The 15,981-nt window shown below is 61.4% G+C and carries 14 protein-coding genes; 8 read left to right on the top strand and 6 right to left on the bottom strand.

Features of this window, described 5'->3' with window-relative positions; genetic code table 11:
* Positions 1-101: 101 nt before the first annotated feature.
* Positions 102-2,390, bottom strand: coding sequence for a primary-amine oxidase (gene tynA / locus KGB24_RS27225; protein ID WP_223413795.1), 2,289 nt, complete (start codon positions 2,388-2,390; stop codon positions 102-104).
* Positions 2,391-2,605: 215 nt separating this feature from the next.
* Here tynA and KGB24_RS27220 point away from each other — a divergent pair, with 215 nt between their 5' ends.
* The 3 genes from KGB24_RS27220 to KGB24_RS27210 all read left to right on the top strand — a co-directional run bounded on the left by KGB24_RS27220 (position 2,606) and on the right by KGB24_RS27210 (position 6,660).
* Positions 2,606-3,106 carry a sigma-70 family RNA polymerase sigma factor gene (locus tag KGB24_RS27220; RefSeq protein ID WP_008025288.1) on the top strand — a complete coding sequence of 167 codons (501 nt, stop codon included), beginning with the start codon at positions 2,606-2,608 and terminating at the stop codon, positions 3,104-3,106.
* Positions 3,107-3,146: 40 nt separating this feature from the next.
* The gene (locus KGB24_RS27215) at positions 3,147-4,130 is read left to right on the top strand and encodes a FecR family protein (RefSeq protein WP_223413796.1); all 984 of its coding nucleotides are present in this window, start codon (positions 3,147-3,149) and stop codon (positions 4,128-4,130) included.
* A 97-nt stretch (positions 4,131-4,227) separates the two neighbouring features.
* Positions 4,228-6,660, top strand: a complete 2,433-nt coding sequence (locus KGB24_RS27210) for a TonB-dependent siderophore receptor (protein ID WP_223413798.1) — start codon at positions 4,228-4,230, stop codon at positions 6,658-6,660.
* A gap of 112 nt (positions 6,661-6,772) precedes the next feature.
* Here KGB24_RS27210 and KGB24_RS27205 read toward each other — a convergent pair whose 3' ends face one another.
* Positions 6,773-7,924 (bottom strand): MFS transporter, encoded by a 1,152-nt coding sequence (locus KGB24_RS27205; protein ID WP_223413799.1) that lies wholly within the window; start codon positions 7,922-7,924, stop codon positions 6,773-6,775.
* A gap of 165 nt (positions 7,925-8,089) precedes the next feature.
* On the opposite strand from KGB24_RS27205, the gene KGB24_RS27200 reads away from it, so the two are divergent.
* Positions 8,090-9,082, top strand: a complete 993-nt coding sequence (locus KGB24_RS27200) for a diaminopimelate epimerase (protein ID WP_223474896.1) — start codon at positions 8,090-8,092, stop codon at positions 9,080-9,082.
* Between the two features lie 102 nt (positions 9,083-9,184).
* Here the strand turns inward: KGB24_RS27200 and codA are convergent, their stop codons facing one another.
* The 4 genes from codA to KGB24_RS27180 all read right to left on the bottom strand — a co-directional run bounded on the left by codA (position 9,185) and on the right by KGB24_RS27180 (position 13,169).
* Positions 9,185-10,432 carry a cytosine deaminase gene (codA, locus tag KGB24_RS27195; protein ID WP_008038314.1) on the bottom strand — a complete coding sequence of 416 codons (1,248 nt, stop codon included), beginning with the start codon at positions 10,430-10,432 and terminating at the stop codon, positions 9,185-9,187.
* A gap of 259 nt (positions 10,433-10,691) precedes the next feature.
* Positions 10,692-11,516, bottom strand: coding sequence for an alpha/beta fold hydrolase (locus KGB24_RS27190; RefSeq protein WP_223413947.1), 825 nt, complete (start codon positions 11,514-11,516; stop codon positions 10,692-10,694).
* Between the two features lie 142 nt (positions 11,517-11,658).
* A complete protein-coding gene (queD, locus tag KGB24_RS27185) occupies positions 11,659-12,015 on the bottom strand; it encodes a 6-carboxytetrahydropterin synthase QueD (RefSeq protein WP_008025299.1) in 357 nt (118 codons plus the stop codon).
* Positions 12,016-12,089: 74 nt separating this feature from the next.
* Positions 12,090-13,169 carry a patatin-like phospholipase family protein gene (locus KGB24_RS27180; protein ID WP_207286216.1) on the bottom strand — a complete coding sequence of 360 codons (1,080 nt, stop codon included), beginning with the start codon at positions 13,167-13,169 and terminating at the stop codon, positions 12,090-12,092.
* Positions 13,170-13,442: 273 nt separating this feature from the next.
* Here KGB24_RS27180 and KGB24_RS27175 point away from each other — a divergent pair, with 273 nt between their 5' ends.
* The 4 genes from KGB24_RS27175 to KGB24_RS27160 form a co-directional block, all read left to right on the top strand.
* A complete protein-coding gene (locus KGB24_RS27175; RefSeq protein ID WP_008025303.1) occupies positions 13,443-13,751 on the top strand; it encodes a PepSY domain-containing protein in 309 nt (102 codons plus the stop codon).
* A complete protein-coding gene (locus tag KGB24_RS27170; protein ID WP_223414051.1) occupies positions 13,751-14,056 on the top strand; it encodes a PepSY domain-containing protein in 306 nt (101 codons plus the stop codon). Before KGB24_RS27175 ends, KGB24_RS27170 begins: the two co-directional genes overlap by 1 nt.
* A gap of 3 nt (positions 14,057-14,059) precedes the next feature.
* A complete protein-coding gene (locus KGB24_RS27165) occupies positions 14,060-14,728 on the top strand; it encodes a response regulator transcription factor (protein WP_008025306.1) in 669 nt (222 codons plus the stop codon).
* The coding region (locus KGB24_RS27160; protein WP_223474894.1) for an ATP-binding protein at positions 14,725-15,981 on the top strand (1,257 nt) is incomplete at its 3' end. The genes KGB24_RS27165 and KGB24_RS27160, both read left to right, overlap by 4 nt.

The raw sequence follows: 15,981 nt of genomic DNA, 5'->3' as shown, positions 1-15,981 counted from the left end.
CGGCAGCGTCAGAGGTGTATAAGAGACAGGTGTCAGAAACATTAATGTCGGCTGACACTCCGCCATCGCCAGCAAGCCGGCTCCTACAGGGGGGGGCCGTATTACTGCGGCACGTTGAGGTTCAACGTCGGCGTTTCATCGAAGAAATTCCACGGCTTCAACAGCACATGCACCCACTCGGTCGGCATGATCGGCCATTCCTCCGCTCGGGCGATGTGCGTGGTGCCGGTGGTCAGCCAGACCACGTCATCGCTGTTTTCGATGGACTGGTTGTCGTGGGTGAACTGCCCAAGCCCCGCATCCTTGTCCGAGCGGTTCGGGTACTTGCCTTCCGGGTACTTTTCTTCCGGGTTGTAGCGCGTCACCCACAGCTGTTTGTCCATGAAGCTAAGGCGGTGATAGAGCCATTCGTCCTTGCCGAAATTGGCACCCTTGGCCACCGGGTGCGTGCCGCCGGCGTACGGAATCAGCTGATAGGAAACCGGGTTGCCGACTTTGTTTTCCTTGCTGGTATTGGTCAGCAGGCGAACAGTCGACGGGTCGAATTTCTGCGCGGCTTGCTGCTCGGTGCCGACGACTTTGGTTTCGGTCTGCATTGTGCTGGTGCGCGGCCCGCCACGGTCGTTCGGGGCAACCACCGGATTCACTTCCACCAGCGAGTTGTTCTCACCGTCCACGTCCATGTCCAGGCGGAAGTTGTAGATGTGCTGGTGCGTGGTGCCGACGATGTTGTGGTCCAGCAGCGTGCCGTAGCGCGTGTCTTCCTTGGCGGTGGCTTCGTGCATGGTTTTCGATTTCACGCCCTTGACCGCTTCGATACCGGTGGCGCCGGCGTCGATGCCAATGGTGCCGTTTTGCTGGAAGACCCAGTCGAAAATGTAGTCATAGTTGCCGACGGTGCTGATCCAGCGCACCACCAGTTCGCGACGCTCGGTACTGAGGTTGGGCTGGCCCATTTCCTGGTGTTTGTATTCCGGGCCGGCGTAGCGCTCGAACACCGCCATGGCGCGGGGAATCGAAGTCGGGGCGCCGGTATAGTCGGCAATGGTCGCGTCCAGCAGCACGGCGTTTTCCGGAGCATCTTTACCGCGCGCAATCGGCGAGGTCAGCGTGCCCATGCCGTAATCGCCCGAGTCGAGATAAGCCTTGAAGTACCAGCCGCCATCCGGATCGCCATAAGGCACGATCATGCCGCCCAGCGAGCCTTCGTACATGACTTTGCGTTTCTTGCCCTTGTCGTCATAAGTGACGGTGGACAGGATCGGGCCGACCCGCGAGTCGAGGCGAACGTGGAAGTCCCAGTTCTGCCAGTGAATGCTGTTGCCGGTGATGGTGTAGTTTTTGCCTTCGGGCTCGATGATTTCCAGCGGCTTGACCGACGTGCCCTTACGCCCGCGTCCGTCGTACGGCGTCGATTTCATCGGCACCGGAATGACCGCGTCGTCTTCGATCTTGATCAGTTTCTTCTGCTCCAGATCGACAATCGCCACCAGCCCCTCGATCGGGTGCGCCCAGTAGTTGCCGTCACCGGTATTCAGATAGCTGACGATTTTCAATAGACGCTTGTCCTGCGCCAGGCCGTCCTTGCCGTCGAAGTAACCGACCGTCAACGGCGTGGCCACCACCTTCTTCACATCGCTGATACCGCGTTTGGTCAGCGCCTGCGCATACTCTGGGCTCGCTTCAATCGCCGATTGCACCGTCGCGAAGTCATCCAGCAGGACCATGCCGTGGGCACCTTCGATCGGCTTCCACGATTTGAGCGTCTTGCTGTCGAGATCGACCAGGCCTTCAACCACGTGCTTGCCGTCGAGCACCACAATGTTGGCCTGGCGCGGTTGGGCGACGTTTTGCCCGCTGTAGACGAAATTCCACACCTGATCCTTCGGCGGCTCGTTGACCGAGACTTCCGTGAAGCGGAAACCGGGTTTGTAGTGCTCCGATTGCTTGATGATCTCGACAGCGGTCTTGATCTCGTCCGCGCTCAGCGGGTTGAGCGGGTTAGGACGCGTCTCGACGACAAAGGTCTTGTCCAGGCCGGACTGGAACACCTGATTGATGAAGTCCTTGGACATGAAGGCGGTCTTGCCCTTGAACACCACCGGCACGCTCAGCTCCATCCGTTTGCCGTTGAGCATGGCGACCTTGCTGCCCGGTTTGACCTTGAGATAAACGCCGTCCTTGGCAATCACGAACAGGTCGGCGTAGTCGTCCCATTTCACCGTGGCCCCAAACTCCTCAAGGCCCGCTTGCAGCGGCACCATCTCGGCGTGCCCGCCATGGGCCTGAGCGGTGCCCGCCCAGTAAGGCAGGCCAAACGTGCCAAGGCTGATGGCCAGCGCGAGGCGGGCGAGGGGTTTTCTTTTCAGTGAGGCAAAGGAGGTGAACATGTCTGAATTCCTGGACGAACGCCGGTGACTGGCATGACTGCACTTTGCTACAGCTCGTGGATAGCTTCTTTTGGATGCCTGCCAGAATCCTTTGGCTGTGTGCCTAAATCAACTTTTCTCGTTGACGCGTGGTGGCGAGTCGGGTGTCTGGAATCCATTGCTTCCGGTTAATAGGAAGCATTACTATTCACGCCCCGTCATCACAGCACACCGCAATGACCCCCAAGTTGCCCCGCAGACACGGCTTTTTCGAGCATTACGAAGAGTTGGTTGGCACCTGGACCCGTCGCCTGAGAAATCGTCAGCAGGCCGAGGATCTGGCCCACGACACTTTCGTGCGGGTGCTTGAGTCCGATTCGGCGGCGGTGCAGCAGCCCCGGGCGTATTTGCACCAGACTGCGCGCAACATCGCGGTGGATGGTTATCGGCGTGAGGATCGGCGGGGCGCCATGGAGTCGGAGGCGGTTGATCACAGTGTGTCGTCGTCCGGCGACCCGGAGCATTTCATGCATGCGATCCAGTTGGCTGATTCCATTGAACGGGCGCTCACCGAGTTGCCGGTCAACTGTCGCAAGGTTTTTGTTTGGCAGAAGATCGAAGGGCTGACCCAGGCTGAAATCGCCGAACGCCTGGGACTGTCCAAGAACATGGTGGAAAAGTATATGATCCGCACCCTGCGGCATCTGCGCGACCGCCTTGACGGTTTGCAACCATGATCGGCCGTGCACTCTCTTCCCCAGCCAAACAGGAACTTCCATGATGGATACTCGTGATTGCGCGTGCGGGCAAACGACGGTTCGCGATGAGGCGGCGCAGTGGTTTGTGCGTTTGCAGGAGCCGGCCATTGACGTCGAAGAGCGCCAGCGTTTCGAGCACTGGCTGAACGAGCACCCTCAGCACCGCGACGAATTTCAGTTGCTTCAGGGCCTGTGGACAGCCGCCGACCTGGTGCCGCGTGCACGACTGCAAGCCTTGTGCGAAACCCCGTCGGCGCGCAGCAAACGTCGGCCGCTGGTGCGTTATGCGGTGGCGGCCAGTGTGGTGGCCGTGGCGCTGGGCCTGGGCCTGTTCAGCGGTTTGAATCAACCGGCGCCATACACCGCCGAGTATTCGACAGCGTTGGGCGAGCGTCGCCAGGTGGCGTTGCCGGACGGTTCGGTGATCGACCTGAACAGCCGCAGCCGTCTTCAGGTGCGCTTTGAAAAAGGCCAGCGCGGCATCGAGTTGACGCAAGGCGAGGCAATGTTCAGCGTCGCCCACGACAACGATCGGCCATTTGTGGTCGAAGCGGGCAGCGGCAAGGTCACGGTTACCGGCACGCGCTTCGATGTGCGTCGCGGCGTCAGTGACACCCGGGTCGTGGTGGAGCAGGGCACGGTCAGGGTTCAGGGGCACGGCGCGGCGGACAATGAGTTCGTCAACCTTACCGCTGGCCTGGGAACGCGCATTGATGCCCAGGGCAAAGTGGCCGCGGCCTATGCGGTCAACCCTGCGGAACTGACGGCCTGGCGCAACGGCAAACTGGTGTTCAACAACGCCAGCCTGGCCGAAGTGGCCGAGGAAGTGTCGCGTTATCGGGCCAAGCCACTCACCGTCGGCAACGACACAGTGGGCAATCTGCGCCTGACCAGCGTGTTCAAATCCGACAACACCGACGCGCTGCTCAAGGCCTTGCCGACCATCTTGCCGGTGGCGGTGCGCACCCTCGATGACGGCAGTCAGGAAATAATTTCAAAATAGATTCAGGTTTTTTTCGAGTTGATCGTCTTCCTGTCCAACTGCAACTGGTTTGCATTAACAGGCGCACACTCTTGCGATCCACAGGACTACGTTCGACGTGAAAAAAACCACCGCTAAAAACAACAACTCCCTTTGGTTGCCGCTGGCCCTTGCGCTGGCGGTCAACGCTGCGCTGCCCCAGGCCTTTGCCGCCGATGCCATTCACATCCCGGCGCAACCCTTGGGCCAGGCGCTGAGCGAGCTCGGCCAGCAAACCTCGTTGCAGGTTTTTTTCAGTCCTGAACTGGTCGCCGGCAAACAGGCCCCGGCGGTGGATGGCAACCTTTCGCCGGAGCAGGCCTTGCGCCAATTGCTGCAGGGCAGCGGTCTCGAGTATCAGATCGACGAAGGTTCGGTGACCCTGACGCCGGCTCCATCGCCGACTTCCGCTGCCAATGGCCCGCTGGAACTGGGCGTGACTGACATCAAGGTCGTCGGTGACTGGCTCGGTGACGCCGATGCCGCCGTGGTGCAGAACCACCCCGGTGCCCGCACGGTGATTCGCCGCGAAGCCATGGTCGAGCAAGGTGCGATGAACGTCGGCGACGTGTTGAAGCGTGTGCCCGGTGTGCAAGTGCAGGAGGCCAACGGCACCGGCGGCAGCGATATCTCCCTGAACGTCGGCGTGCGCGGCCTGACTTCGCGTCTGTCGCCACGCTCTACCGTGCTGATCGACGGCGTGCCGGCCGCATTCGCGCCGTATGGCCAGCCGCAGCTGTCCATGGCGCCGATTTCCTCCGGCAACCTCGACAGCATCGACGTGGTGCGCGGTGCCGGTTCCGTACGCTACGGGCCGCAAAACGTTGGCGGTGTGATCAACTTCGTGACCCGCGCAATCCCGGAAAAAGCCTCCGCCGAAATCGGCACCACCCTGGAAACCTCCAAGCACGGTGGCTGGAAGCACATCGATACGGCGTTTGCCGGCGGTACGGCGGATAACGGCATTGGCGTGGCGCTGTTGTACTCGGGCGTGAACGGCAACGGTTACCGTGAGCGCAACAATGGCAACGACATCGATGACGTGTTGCTCAAGACCCACTGGGCGCCGACCGATGTCGACGACTTCAGCCTCAACCTGCATTACTACGACGCCAGCGCCGACATGCCCGGCGGCCTGACTCAGGCGCAGTACGACGCCAATCCGTTTCAGTCCGACCGCAACAACGACAACTTCAGCGGGCGCCGCAAGGACGTCTCGTTCAAGTGGGCGCGGCAGATCGATGACCGTACCCAGGCGGAAGTGCTGACGTACTACTCCGACAGCTTTCGTGGCAGCAACATCGCCGCCCGCGACCAGAAGACTATCGGCTCGTTCCCGCGTACCTATTACACCTTCGGCATCGAACCGCGGGTGTCCCATGTGTTCGACGTGGGCCCGACCACCCAGGAAGTCAGCGTCGGTTATCGCTACCTCAAGGAAGGCATGCACGAACAGGCGACCCGTCTGGAGCTGAACAAGAGCAACGAGCCCGTCGTGACCAAGGCCTCGGACGGCCATGTGTACCAGGACCGCACCGGCGGCACGGAAGCCAACTCCGTTTACCTCGACGACAAGATCGACGTCGGCAACTGGACGATTACACCCGGCATCCGTTTCGAGCACATCAGCACCGACTGGCATGAGCGCCCCGGACGCGATGCCGATGGCAAGCGTGTGACAGAGAAGAATCGCAGCATCGAAAGCAACGAGCCGCTGCCGGCCTTGAGCGTGATGTATCACATTTCCGATGCCTGGAAACTGTTCGCCAACTACGAGACTTCGTTCGGCAGCCTGCAGTATTTCCAGCTCGGCCAGGGCGGTACGGGTGACAGCACCGCCAACGGTCTGGAGCCGGAAAAAGCCAAGACCTACGAGCTCGGCACGCGCTACAACGATGATGTGTGGGGCGGCGAAGTGACGCTGTTCTACATCGACTTCGATAAAGAGTTGCAGTACATCAGCAACGATGCGGGCTGGACCAACCTCGGCGCGACCACGCACCAGGGCGTCGAGACGTCGGTGCACTACGACATGGCGGCACTGGACCCACGGCTCGACGGCCTGACCGCCAACGCCGGTTTTACCTACACGCGTGCCGTTTATGAAGGCGAGATTCCGGGCTTCAAGGGCCGTGACTTGCCGTTCTATTCGCGCCAGGTCGTGACTGCCGGTCTGCGTTATGACATCGACCGCTGGACCTACAACGTCGATGCGTTTGCCCAGTCCAAACAACGTTCGCCGGGCGTTGCCGTGAATTCCAACGGCAGTTTCACCAACAAGTACATCACCGAAGGCACTGCCGACGGTCAGTACGGCGACATTCCGGGTTATGTCACCTGGAACGTGCGGGGTGGTTATGACTTTGGCGCGCAGTTGTCCAACCTGAAAGTCGGCGCCGGGGTGAAAAACGTCTTCGACAAGCAGTACTTCACCCGTTCCAGCGACAACAACTCAGGCATGTACGTCGGCGCACCGCGCACGTTCTTCGTGCAGGCCAGCGTCGGGTTCTGATAGACCGAGTCGCCTGCATCGCCGGCAAGCCAGCTCCTACAGGTTTCATGTCATTCACAGAATTTGTGCACGACGCAAAACCTTGTAGGAGCCGGCTTGCCGGCGATGCTTTTCAGGCCTTCAACACCTTCCCGCCAATGGCAACCGCCACCAGCAACACCGCCATCAGCCCAAAGGCAAAACTCAAACTGCTGCCGTGGGCGATGAACCCGATCACTGCCGGCCCCGCCAGAATCCCCGCGTAACCCAGCGTCGTAATTGCCGGCACGGCAATGCTTTCAGGCATGACCGTCTGCTTGCCCACTGCGGTGTACAGCACCGGCACGATATTCGAGCAACCCGCGCCCAGCAGCGCATAACCCACCAGCGCCATCTCCCAGCTCGGTGCGAACGTCGCCAGAAACAGGCCGGCAGCGGCCGTCAGCCCACCGAACACGATCACCCGTGTCGCGCCGAGGCGCCGGACGATCTTGTCACCGGTCAACCGCCCGGCCGTCATGGTCAGCGCGAACGCCGCATAACCCAATCCCGCATAGGCCGTGTCGATCCCGCGTTCCTGCGCCAGGAACACCGCGCTCCAGTCCAGCGCCGCGCCCTCGGCAAGGAACACGATGAAACACATCCCGCCGATAAACAGCACGATGCCGTGGGGAATGGCAAAGGCCGGCCCGGAACTTTCACTGCCATACGGCAGCAGGTGCGGCGCGGCTTTGCACAGTGCGATCAGCAGCAGCACGATCACCACCAGCATCGCCCCCAACGGAGAAATTCCGAAGCCGAGCAGGGCACTGACGCCCGCCGCCCCGACAATCCCGCCGAGGCTGAACAGCCCGTGGAAACCCGACATCATGGTCTTGCCGCTGGCGCGCTCGACGATCACCGCTTGCAGGTTCACCGTCGAATCCACCGTGCCGAGGCCCGCGCCGAACATGAACAAGGCCGCTATCAGCGCCGGGACCGAGGACACCGTCGCCAACAGCGGCAGCGCCAGACAGATCAACAGCGTACCGCCCGTCAGCACGCGCCGGCAGCCGAAACGCGTGGCCAGCAGCCCCGCCATCGGCATCGCCAGAATCGAGCCCACCCCCAGGCACAACAGCAGCAAACCGAGGGTGCCTTCATCCAGCCCGGCCCGGGCCTTGGCGTAAGGCACCAGCGGCGCCCACGCGGCAATCCCGAAACCGGCGATGAAAAAGGCAATGCGCGTGGACATCTGTTCCAGGCGTCCGGGCACGAAAGTGGTGGGCGTGTTGAGGTTGGTCATATCGATCCTTGGCAAAAAACGTCGCGTCCCCAAGGGACAGTGACTCACCCATGAGGTTCGATCAGCGTCCGGACGGTTTCGCGGTCAGGCAGGGTGACATCCTTGCACAGCCCGTCGCGGTTTCGCGATATGTTGCACGCCTGTGATGTTTACACGGGAGGCGCCATGACGCCGTTCTACGATGCTCGAGGCAATATCTACGCGGTAGTGGCGCCGGATGCAGTGCGCCGCGAAGGGATCGATTTACCTGACCTGGCCAGTCTGGCGGCGCAAACCCGCACGACCTGGGCAGTGTCGGCCATCGAGGCGTTCTGTGCCTGGGCGCCGGGCACGCAACCGCCCGGCAGCAAGGACCATCGCTGCGACGGTCTGCTGGTCGGCCCGTTTCAAACGTCGCCGCCGTTCGATCTGTTGATCGTCAACACCGACGGCACTCTGGCCGAGCGCAGTGGCAACGGGCTGACGATTTTCTCCCAAGCGCTCAGCGATCAAGATCTGTTTCCTGAAAACGCGGCGTGTGTGCTCAGGGTTCATCACGACAAGGCCGACACGCCTTCGCCCGGTGAAACATCGGTGAACCGCGCGCAGGTCGAGGGTGTGCAGGGTTTCTGGCTGGATCTGGGCAAACCGGCGTTCGGGCCCGAGGCGGTCAGTGCTCAAGGGGTGACCGATGTGGCATTCAACGGCCGTGAGCTCAGCCACGTTCAACCGTTGTCGGCGCTGGATCCCGCCTGGTCGCGCAGCCAGTTCGTGCGGGTTGGTAATCCGCATTGCGTAACCCTTGTGGACGATGTCGAGGAATTGCCGGCCAATGAGCAGATGCGCGAAGCGCGATTGTCCGAAGGGTTGACGCGCATTGCCTACGCGATGCCGACCGGGGCAGGGCGACCGTGCCCGGCGGGGGTTAATTTGCAATGGGCGATGCGCGAGTCAGCGGGGCGAATTGATGCTCGGGTGTTTGAACGTGGGGAAGGGCCGACGGCGTCGTCCGGCACCAGTGCGAGCGCGGTGGCGTGTGCGGCGTGGCGGGTGGGTTGGGTGGTGGCGGGTGAGGTGAAAGTGGTGATGCCTGGAGGGACTGCGCCGATTTTGTTGGAGGAAACAGATGGGGAATTGAGTCGGGTCAGTTTGTTTGGTACGGCGCGGTTGATGGGGTGAATTTGAGATTGCCTTCGCGGGCAAGCCTCGCTCCTACAGGTTCGGCGATCCCTGTAGGAGCGAGGCTTGCCCGCGAAGGCGTCAGCTCAGCCAACACAAAACTCAGGGTTGCTCACCAAAAAACTCCACCACCGGCATCTGCCGTTTCATCAACACCTTCCCATCACGAACCGAATACAGCGGCAAGCCCTGACTGCGGATCACCTCGTAATCGCTGTCCGCCGAAAGAATCAGCAAATTCGCCGGCCGCCCGCGCTCCAGTCCATACCGATCCCCCAGGTTCATCGCCCTGGCGCTGTTGTCGGTGACCAGGTCCAGCGCACTTTGCAGGTTGCGATACCCGAGCATGTGACAGATATGCAGACCCGCTTCGAGTACCCGCAAAATGTTGCCGTTACCCAGCGGATACCACGGGTCGACGATCGAATCCTGGCCGAAGCACACGTTCATCCCCGCTTCGAGCAATTCATTCACCCGAGTGACGCCACGACGTTTCGGAAAGTTGTCGTAGCGCCCTTGCAGGTGAATGCTTTCGGTGGGGCAGGAGACAAAACTGATCCCCGAATGCCCGAGCAGGCGAAACAGTTTGGCGCAGTACGCGTTGTCGTACGAGCCCATGGCCGTGGTGTGGCTGGCCGTGACCCGCGAGCCCATGTCGCGGCTGCGGGCTTCTTCGGCGAGCACTTCGAGAAACCGCGAGTGCGGGTCATCGGTTTCATCGCAATGCACGTCCACCAGGCAACCGGTGCGCTCGGCGAGGTCCATCAGGAACTTCACTGAGCTCACGCCCTGATCGCGGGTGTATTCGAAATGCGGAATCCCGCCGACCACGTCCGCGCCCATGCGGATCGCTTCTTCCATCAGCTCACGACCGTTGCGGTACGACTCGATGCCTTCCTGGGGGAAGGCGACGATTTGCATGTCGATCAGGTGCCGGCTTTCCTCGCGCACTTCGAGCATCGCCCTCAGCGCCGTCAACTGCGGGTCGGTGACATCGACATGGGTGCGCACATGCTGGATGCCGTGGGCGGCGAGGGCCTGGATGGTTTTCCTGGCGCGGGTCTTGGTGTCTTCCTCGGTGATCGTCACCTTGCGCTCGCCCCAGCATTCGATGCCTTCGAACAGCGTTCCGCTCATGTTCCAGCGCGGTTCGCCGGCGGTGAGCGTGGCGTCGAGGTGGATGTGCGGTTCGACGAAGGGCGGCACCACCAGGTTGCCGCCGGCGTCCAGATCATCGGGGCCCAGGGTCGGCGCTTCGGTCTGACGGGCAATATTGCTGATCAGGCCGTTTTCCAGGTGCAACTCATGCAGGCCTTCTTGGTTGCGCAGGCGGGCGTTGATGATGTGCATCAGGCGAATCCTTTAGGAGATCTTGTAGTAGTGCGTTGGCGCGTCAGTTATAGACATTAGCGCGGCAACGGAAATCGAGCATCGGACAGATGTGAACTTTGACCACGGCAGCGAAAGAAAAATGCCCGCCATTGATCGGGACCACACCGCTTCCCTGTAGGAGCCGGCTTGCCGGCGATAGCGGTATAACAGGCAACATATGTGCCGACTGACACTACGCTATCGCCAGCAAGCCGGCTCCTACAAGGACTGGGTGTTTTCAGGGGGATTTGGGGAGAAAACGCAGCAGCGCGGCAACGATGGCTTCGGGCGCATCTTCCTGAACCAGATGCCCGGCATTGGGGATTGGGTGAAACTGCGCCCCCGCAATCATCTGCTGCAGCGCGCGGCCACGTTCGATGGGGATCCACTGATCATCCTCGCCCCACAGAATCTGCACCGGGCAACGAACCGTCGGGTACAACCCCTCGACCTCGCGGGTATAGCGCTGATCCATCTGCGCGATCTGCCGGTAAAACGCCGCTTGCCCCGGATCGCCCAGCCACGGTTGCACGTAGGGCGCGAGTTCATCGTCGGGTATGTCGCGTTTGATCGCCCCGCGAACATAGGCCGACACAATCGCCCGCTGAATGTAATCGGGCACGCCGCTGAACGCCGCTTCATGCTGACGCACCTGCTGCACGAACGGCGAGCCCCACGGCGTCAACGCCACCGGGTCGATCAGCGTCAGGCTGCGGTAGTCCTTGCCGTTCAGCAGATGCGCGCGCAGCACCGTCGCGCCGCCGAAATCGTGGGCCACCACATCCGGGCAATCCAGACCCCAATGCTCCAGCAGTTGCGTCAACAGTTCGTTCTGCACCCCCAGCGACACATCGCCCTCGACCTTCTCGGACAGCCCGTAACCCAGCAGGTCGAAGTAATGCACCCGGTGCGACGTGATGAAGTGTGGCGCAATCCGGTGCCACACATACGAAGAGAACGGCGTGCCATGCACGAACACCAACGGCGGGCCGTCGCCACGCACGGCGTAACGGACGGAGTGCCCGTTGAAGCGATAGGTTTGAGCCAGCGGCCAGTCAGTCATGGGTAAGTCCTCTTGGCGGGTGCAAGCCAAAAAGCATAGGCATAAAAAAACAGCCGATGAAGGCTGTTTTTTTAATCACTGACGAAACGCAGTTCCCCCTGTGGGAGCGGGCTTGCTCCCACAGGGGATCTGGGTGGTCTGACTATTCGCCGCGATAGATGCAACCGCTGGTGCAGGTCTCGTGAATACGGATCGCGCTCAGTTCTGGCAGCAATGGCTTGAGTTCAACCCAGATCCACTTCGCCAACACTTCACTGGTCGGATTCTCCAACCCCGGAATGTCATTCAAATAGTTGTGATCCAGGCGCTCATACAACGGCTTGAATATTGCCTTGATCTCGGAAAAGTCACGAATCCAGCCGGTATGCGGATCAAGATCGCCACTCAAATGAATCGCCACTTTGAACGAGTGACCGTGCAGGCGGCCGCACTTGTGGCCTTCCGGGACGTGGGGCAGGCGGTGGGCGGATTCGAAGGTAAATTCTTTGAAGATTTCCACAGTGGTTTCAGCTCTGTCAGGTGGCGATCGCCGCAGCGATGTGGGCAGGCGGCGAGTTTAACAGTTTGTCCTGACTAAAGGGTCAGCAAGCGTTCGCCAAGGCGACCGTTGGCGGCCAGTTCGAGAAACTCATCGCCCAGCCTGCGGCTTTCATCCATGGTCGTACGCCAGTATTTCTGCCGGCTCGGCGCATCGCCCATGAAACGCTTGAAGTCGTTACGGTCCGGCAGTTTGCCGTAGGGCAGGCGGGCCAGGTATTCCTTGGACGGCGCCAGCAACAGGACATCCTGCAAGCGCGTTGGGCAGGCACGGCGCCACGGCAGGGTCTTGTCGAACCAGCCGGGAATCACCCGGTCGGTGAAATGTGGGTACAGCACGATGTCGTTGCCGCTGTAGGGCAGGTCGAGGTGATAGTCGAGCAGGCCGCCGTCGCGGAACGTCCCGGCGCCGGCGCCCGGCAGGTCGCGCACGCCTTCCATGACCATCGGGATCGAGCCCGAGGCGAGCAGGGCCTGGCGCAGGTTGCCGGCATTCAGCGCGACGAAGCGCGAGGGGAAATCGTTCAGCGCGTTGACCGGCGGTGCCAGGCGCGGGTCGTGGATGATCAGCCGCTCGAAATGCCGCGACAGCCGCGCGCGACCGCGCAGGTTGTCGGCGATCACCGACGACAGGCCCAGCCCGAGACGACCGCGATGATCGTCCGCAAGCAGGCCATGGCTTTTGACCACCATGATGTTCAGCCGGTAATTGGCGTTGCTCAGAATCGCCGCATCGCGACCGTCGAGCAGGTCATTGAGCATGCGTTGCGAGCTCTGGCTGATCTGCGCCATGGTCACGCCCTTGGCGAAGTTCTGCTCGGTGTACAGGTGACCGAGGCGGCGAATGCCTTCGGCGGCGTCCGGCAGGCAGGCACTGGCGAAGCGCCAGGAGCCGACCGAGGCGCCGATCAGCGACCGTTCACGCGGCGCGGCGGGCAGCCACTCGCCAAACAGCGCCAGGTCCAGACCTTGAATCCCCAACGCCTTCGGCCCGCCGGCAGCACCCGGCAACGTGCCGACATCGGCGGCGTTCAAGCCGTGCTCACGGATGCGCGCCAAGGCACGCGGGCCGGCCTTGAGGGTCAGGGAAGGGAACTTGATGTGGATGGCGGTCATACCGGTCTCGATGTCTGGCAAGCGGGCGGATTATAAACAGGTCAGGCAACGTCACAAATCTACTGTGGGAGCGAGCCTGCTCGCGATGGCGTACTGACATTCAACATTGATGTCGACTGACACGACGCCATCGCGAGCAGGCTCGCTCCCACAGGTTTTGTGTCGGTCGGTGATGGCGCGTTGTCATGGCCAATGATGGCAATTCAGTTTCAATTAAGTTCGAATCGCTAAGGTGCCTTCCGTACGCAACACATAAAAAATACGGAGACACCCATGAAAACCCTGACTGCCCTGTTCACCGCCTCCATCGTCGCCATGACCGTCAGCATCGCCCACGCTCGCGACCTGGGGCCCGACGAAGCCCTGCGGCTGCGCGACGCTGGTACCATTGTGTCTTTCGAGAAGCTCAACGCCACGGCACTGGCCAAACACCCAGGCTCGACGGTCACCGAAACCGAGCTGGAAGAAGAGTACGGCAAGTACATCTATCAGGTGGAGCTGCGCGACCCGCAAGGCCTTGAGTGGGACCTGGAATTAGACGCGGTCAGCGGGCAGCTTCTCAAGGATCATCAGGATACGTAATGAAGGTGTGTTCATTGTCACGCATGGCGCTGGTGCTTCTGGCGTTTTGCTCGATCGTCATGGCCCGCGACCTCGATCAGGACGAAGCCCTGCGCCTGCGCCAGCAGGGCGTGATCCTGCCGCTCGAGCAAGTGGTGAAGCAGGCGCTGGAGCGTTATCCAGGCTCAAAACTGCTGGAAGCCGAGCTCGAAGAGAAACACGACGTCTACATTTATGAAGTCGAGCTGCTGACCACCGAAGGCGTGGTCCGTGAACTGGACCTCGACGCCGCCACTGGCAAGTTACTGAAAGACAAGGAAGATTGACCGATGCGATTGCTGCTGGTGGAAGACCATGTGCCCCTGGCCGACGAACTGATGGCCGGCCTCAATCGTCAGGGCTACGCCGTGGATTGGCTGGCCGACGGTCGAGATGCGGTGTATCAGGGCAGCAGCGAACCGTATGACCTGATCATCCTCGACCTCGGTCTGCCGGGTTTGCCGGGGCTCGACGTATTGGCGCAATGGCGCGCCGGTGGGCTGGCCACGCCGGTGTTGATCCTCACCGCGCGCGGTTCCTGGGCCGAACGGATCGAAGGCCTCAAGGCCGGTGCCGACGATTACCTGAGCAAACCTTTCCACCCTGAAGAGCTGCATTTGCGCATTCAGGCGTTGTTGCGCCGTTCCCATGGCCAGGTCAATCAACCGACGCTGCAGTCGGCCGGATTGCATCTGGACGAAGGCCGGCAATGCGTGACCCGCGACGGTGCCGACATCCAGCTCACCGCTGCGGAGTTTCGCCTGCTGCGCTATTTCATGCTGCACCCCGAGCAGATCCTCTCCAAAAGCCACCTCGCCGAACACCTCTACGACGGTGAAACCGAGCGCGATTCCAACGTGCTGGAAGTTCACGTCAACCACCTGCGGCGCAAGCTCGGGCGCAGCGTGATTGAAACCCGTCGCGGCCAGGGTTACCTGTTCGGCGGGCAAGCGCAGTGAGGTCAATTCAGCGCCGCTTGAGTCTGGGACTGATCAGCGTGATGGTGATCGTCGGCCTGGTGCTGGCGCAAACCAGCCTGTGGTTGTTCGAAGTGGGCTTGCAGCGCTACCTCGAAGCGGGGCTGCGCAACGACAGCGAAAGTTTGCTGGTGGCGCTGGTGCGCGGGCCGCAGGGCTTGCAGCTGGATGAACGACATCTGTCACCGGCCTATCAACGGCCGTTTTCCGGGCATTACTTTCGCATCGATTTTGCCGACAGCCATTGGCGCTCGCGTTCGTTGTGGGATCAGGAATTGCCGCGCCTCGAACATCCCGGCCTGCACAGCAACCTGCAACTGGGGCCGGAAGGCCAGCAATTGCTGGTCTTGCGTTCGGACTATCGCCGTTTGGGACAATCGATCTCCATCAGCGTCGCTCAGGATTACACGCCGGTGCGCGAGAGTTTCAAGCGCATGCAGCAAGTGGGGCTGGGCCTGGGTCTGGCGGGGTTGCTGCTGATTTTGCTGTTGCAACGGATCACCGTGCGCCGCGCCTTGCGTCCACTGGAAAAGGCCCGAGAGCAGATTGCCCAGTTGCAGCAGGGCCAGCGTTCGCAACTGGATGACCGGGTGCCGGTGGAACTTGAGCCGCTGGTGGCGCAGATCAACCATTTGCTCGCCCACACCGAAGACAGCCTCAAGCGTTCGCGCAATGCGCTGGGCAACCTTGGGCATGCCTTGAAAACCCCGCTGGCGGTGTTGTTGAGCCTGGCGTCCAGCGAGAAACTCGACGCCCATCCCGAGCTGCGCAAGATCCTCAAAGACCAATTGGCACAGGTTCAGCAGCGGCTCAATCGCGAGCTTAACCGCGCACGGTTGTCCGGCGATGCGCTGCCGGGGGCGTTGTTTGATTGCGATGCGGAACTGCCGGGATTGCTCGCCACGTTGAACATGATCCACGGCGAACACCTTGAACTGAGCTATCGCGCGCCGGCCGGGTTGCAGCTGCCTTGGGATCGCGAAGACTTGCTGGAACTGCTGGGCAACCTGCTGGACAACGCCTGCAAGTGGGCGGATGCCGAGGTGCGGTTGAGCGTGGTCGAGACGGCCGCAGGGTTTGAGCTAAGCGTGGAAGATGATGGGCCGGGGATTCCCGAGGACCAGCGTGCTCAGGTGTTCAGCCGGGGCACACGGCTGGATGAGCAGGCGCAAGGGCATGGGTTGGGGCTGGGGATTGTGCGCGACATCGTCGACACGTGGGGCGGGGTGTTGCGG

The sequence above is a fragment of the Pseudomonas sp. BF-RE-25 genome (assembly GCF_019956105.1).
Taxonomy (GTDB): Bacteria; Pseudomonadota; Gammaproteobacteria; order Pseudomonadales; family Pseudomonadaceae; genus Aquipseudomonas; species Aquipseudomonas migulae.
This window is presented reverse-complemented; position numbering and strand designations above follow the sequence as displayed.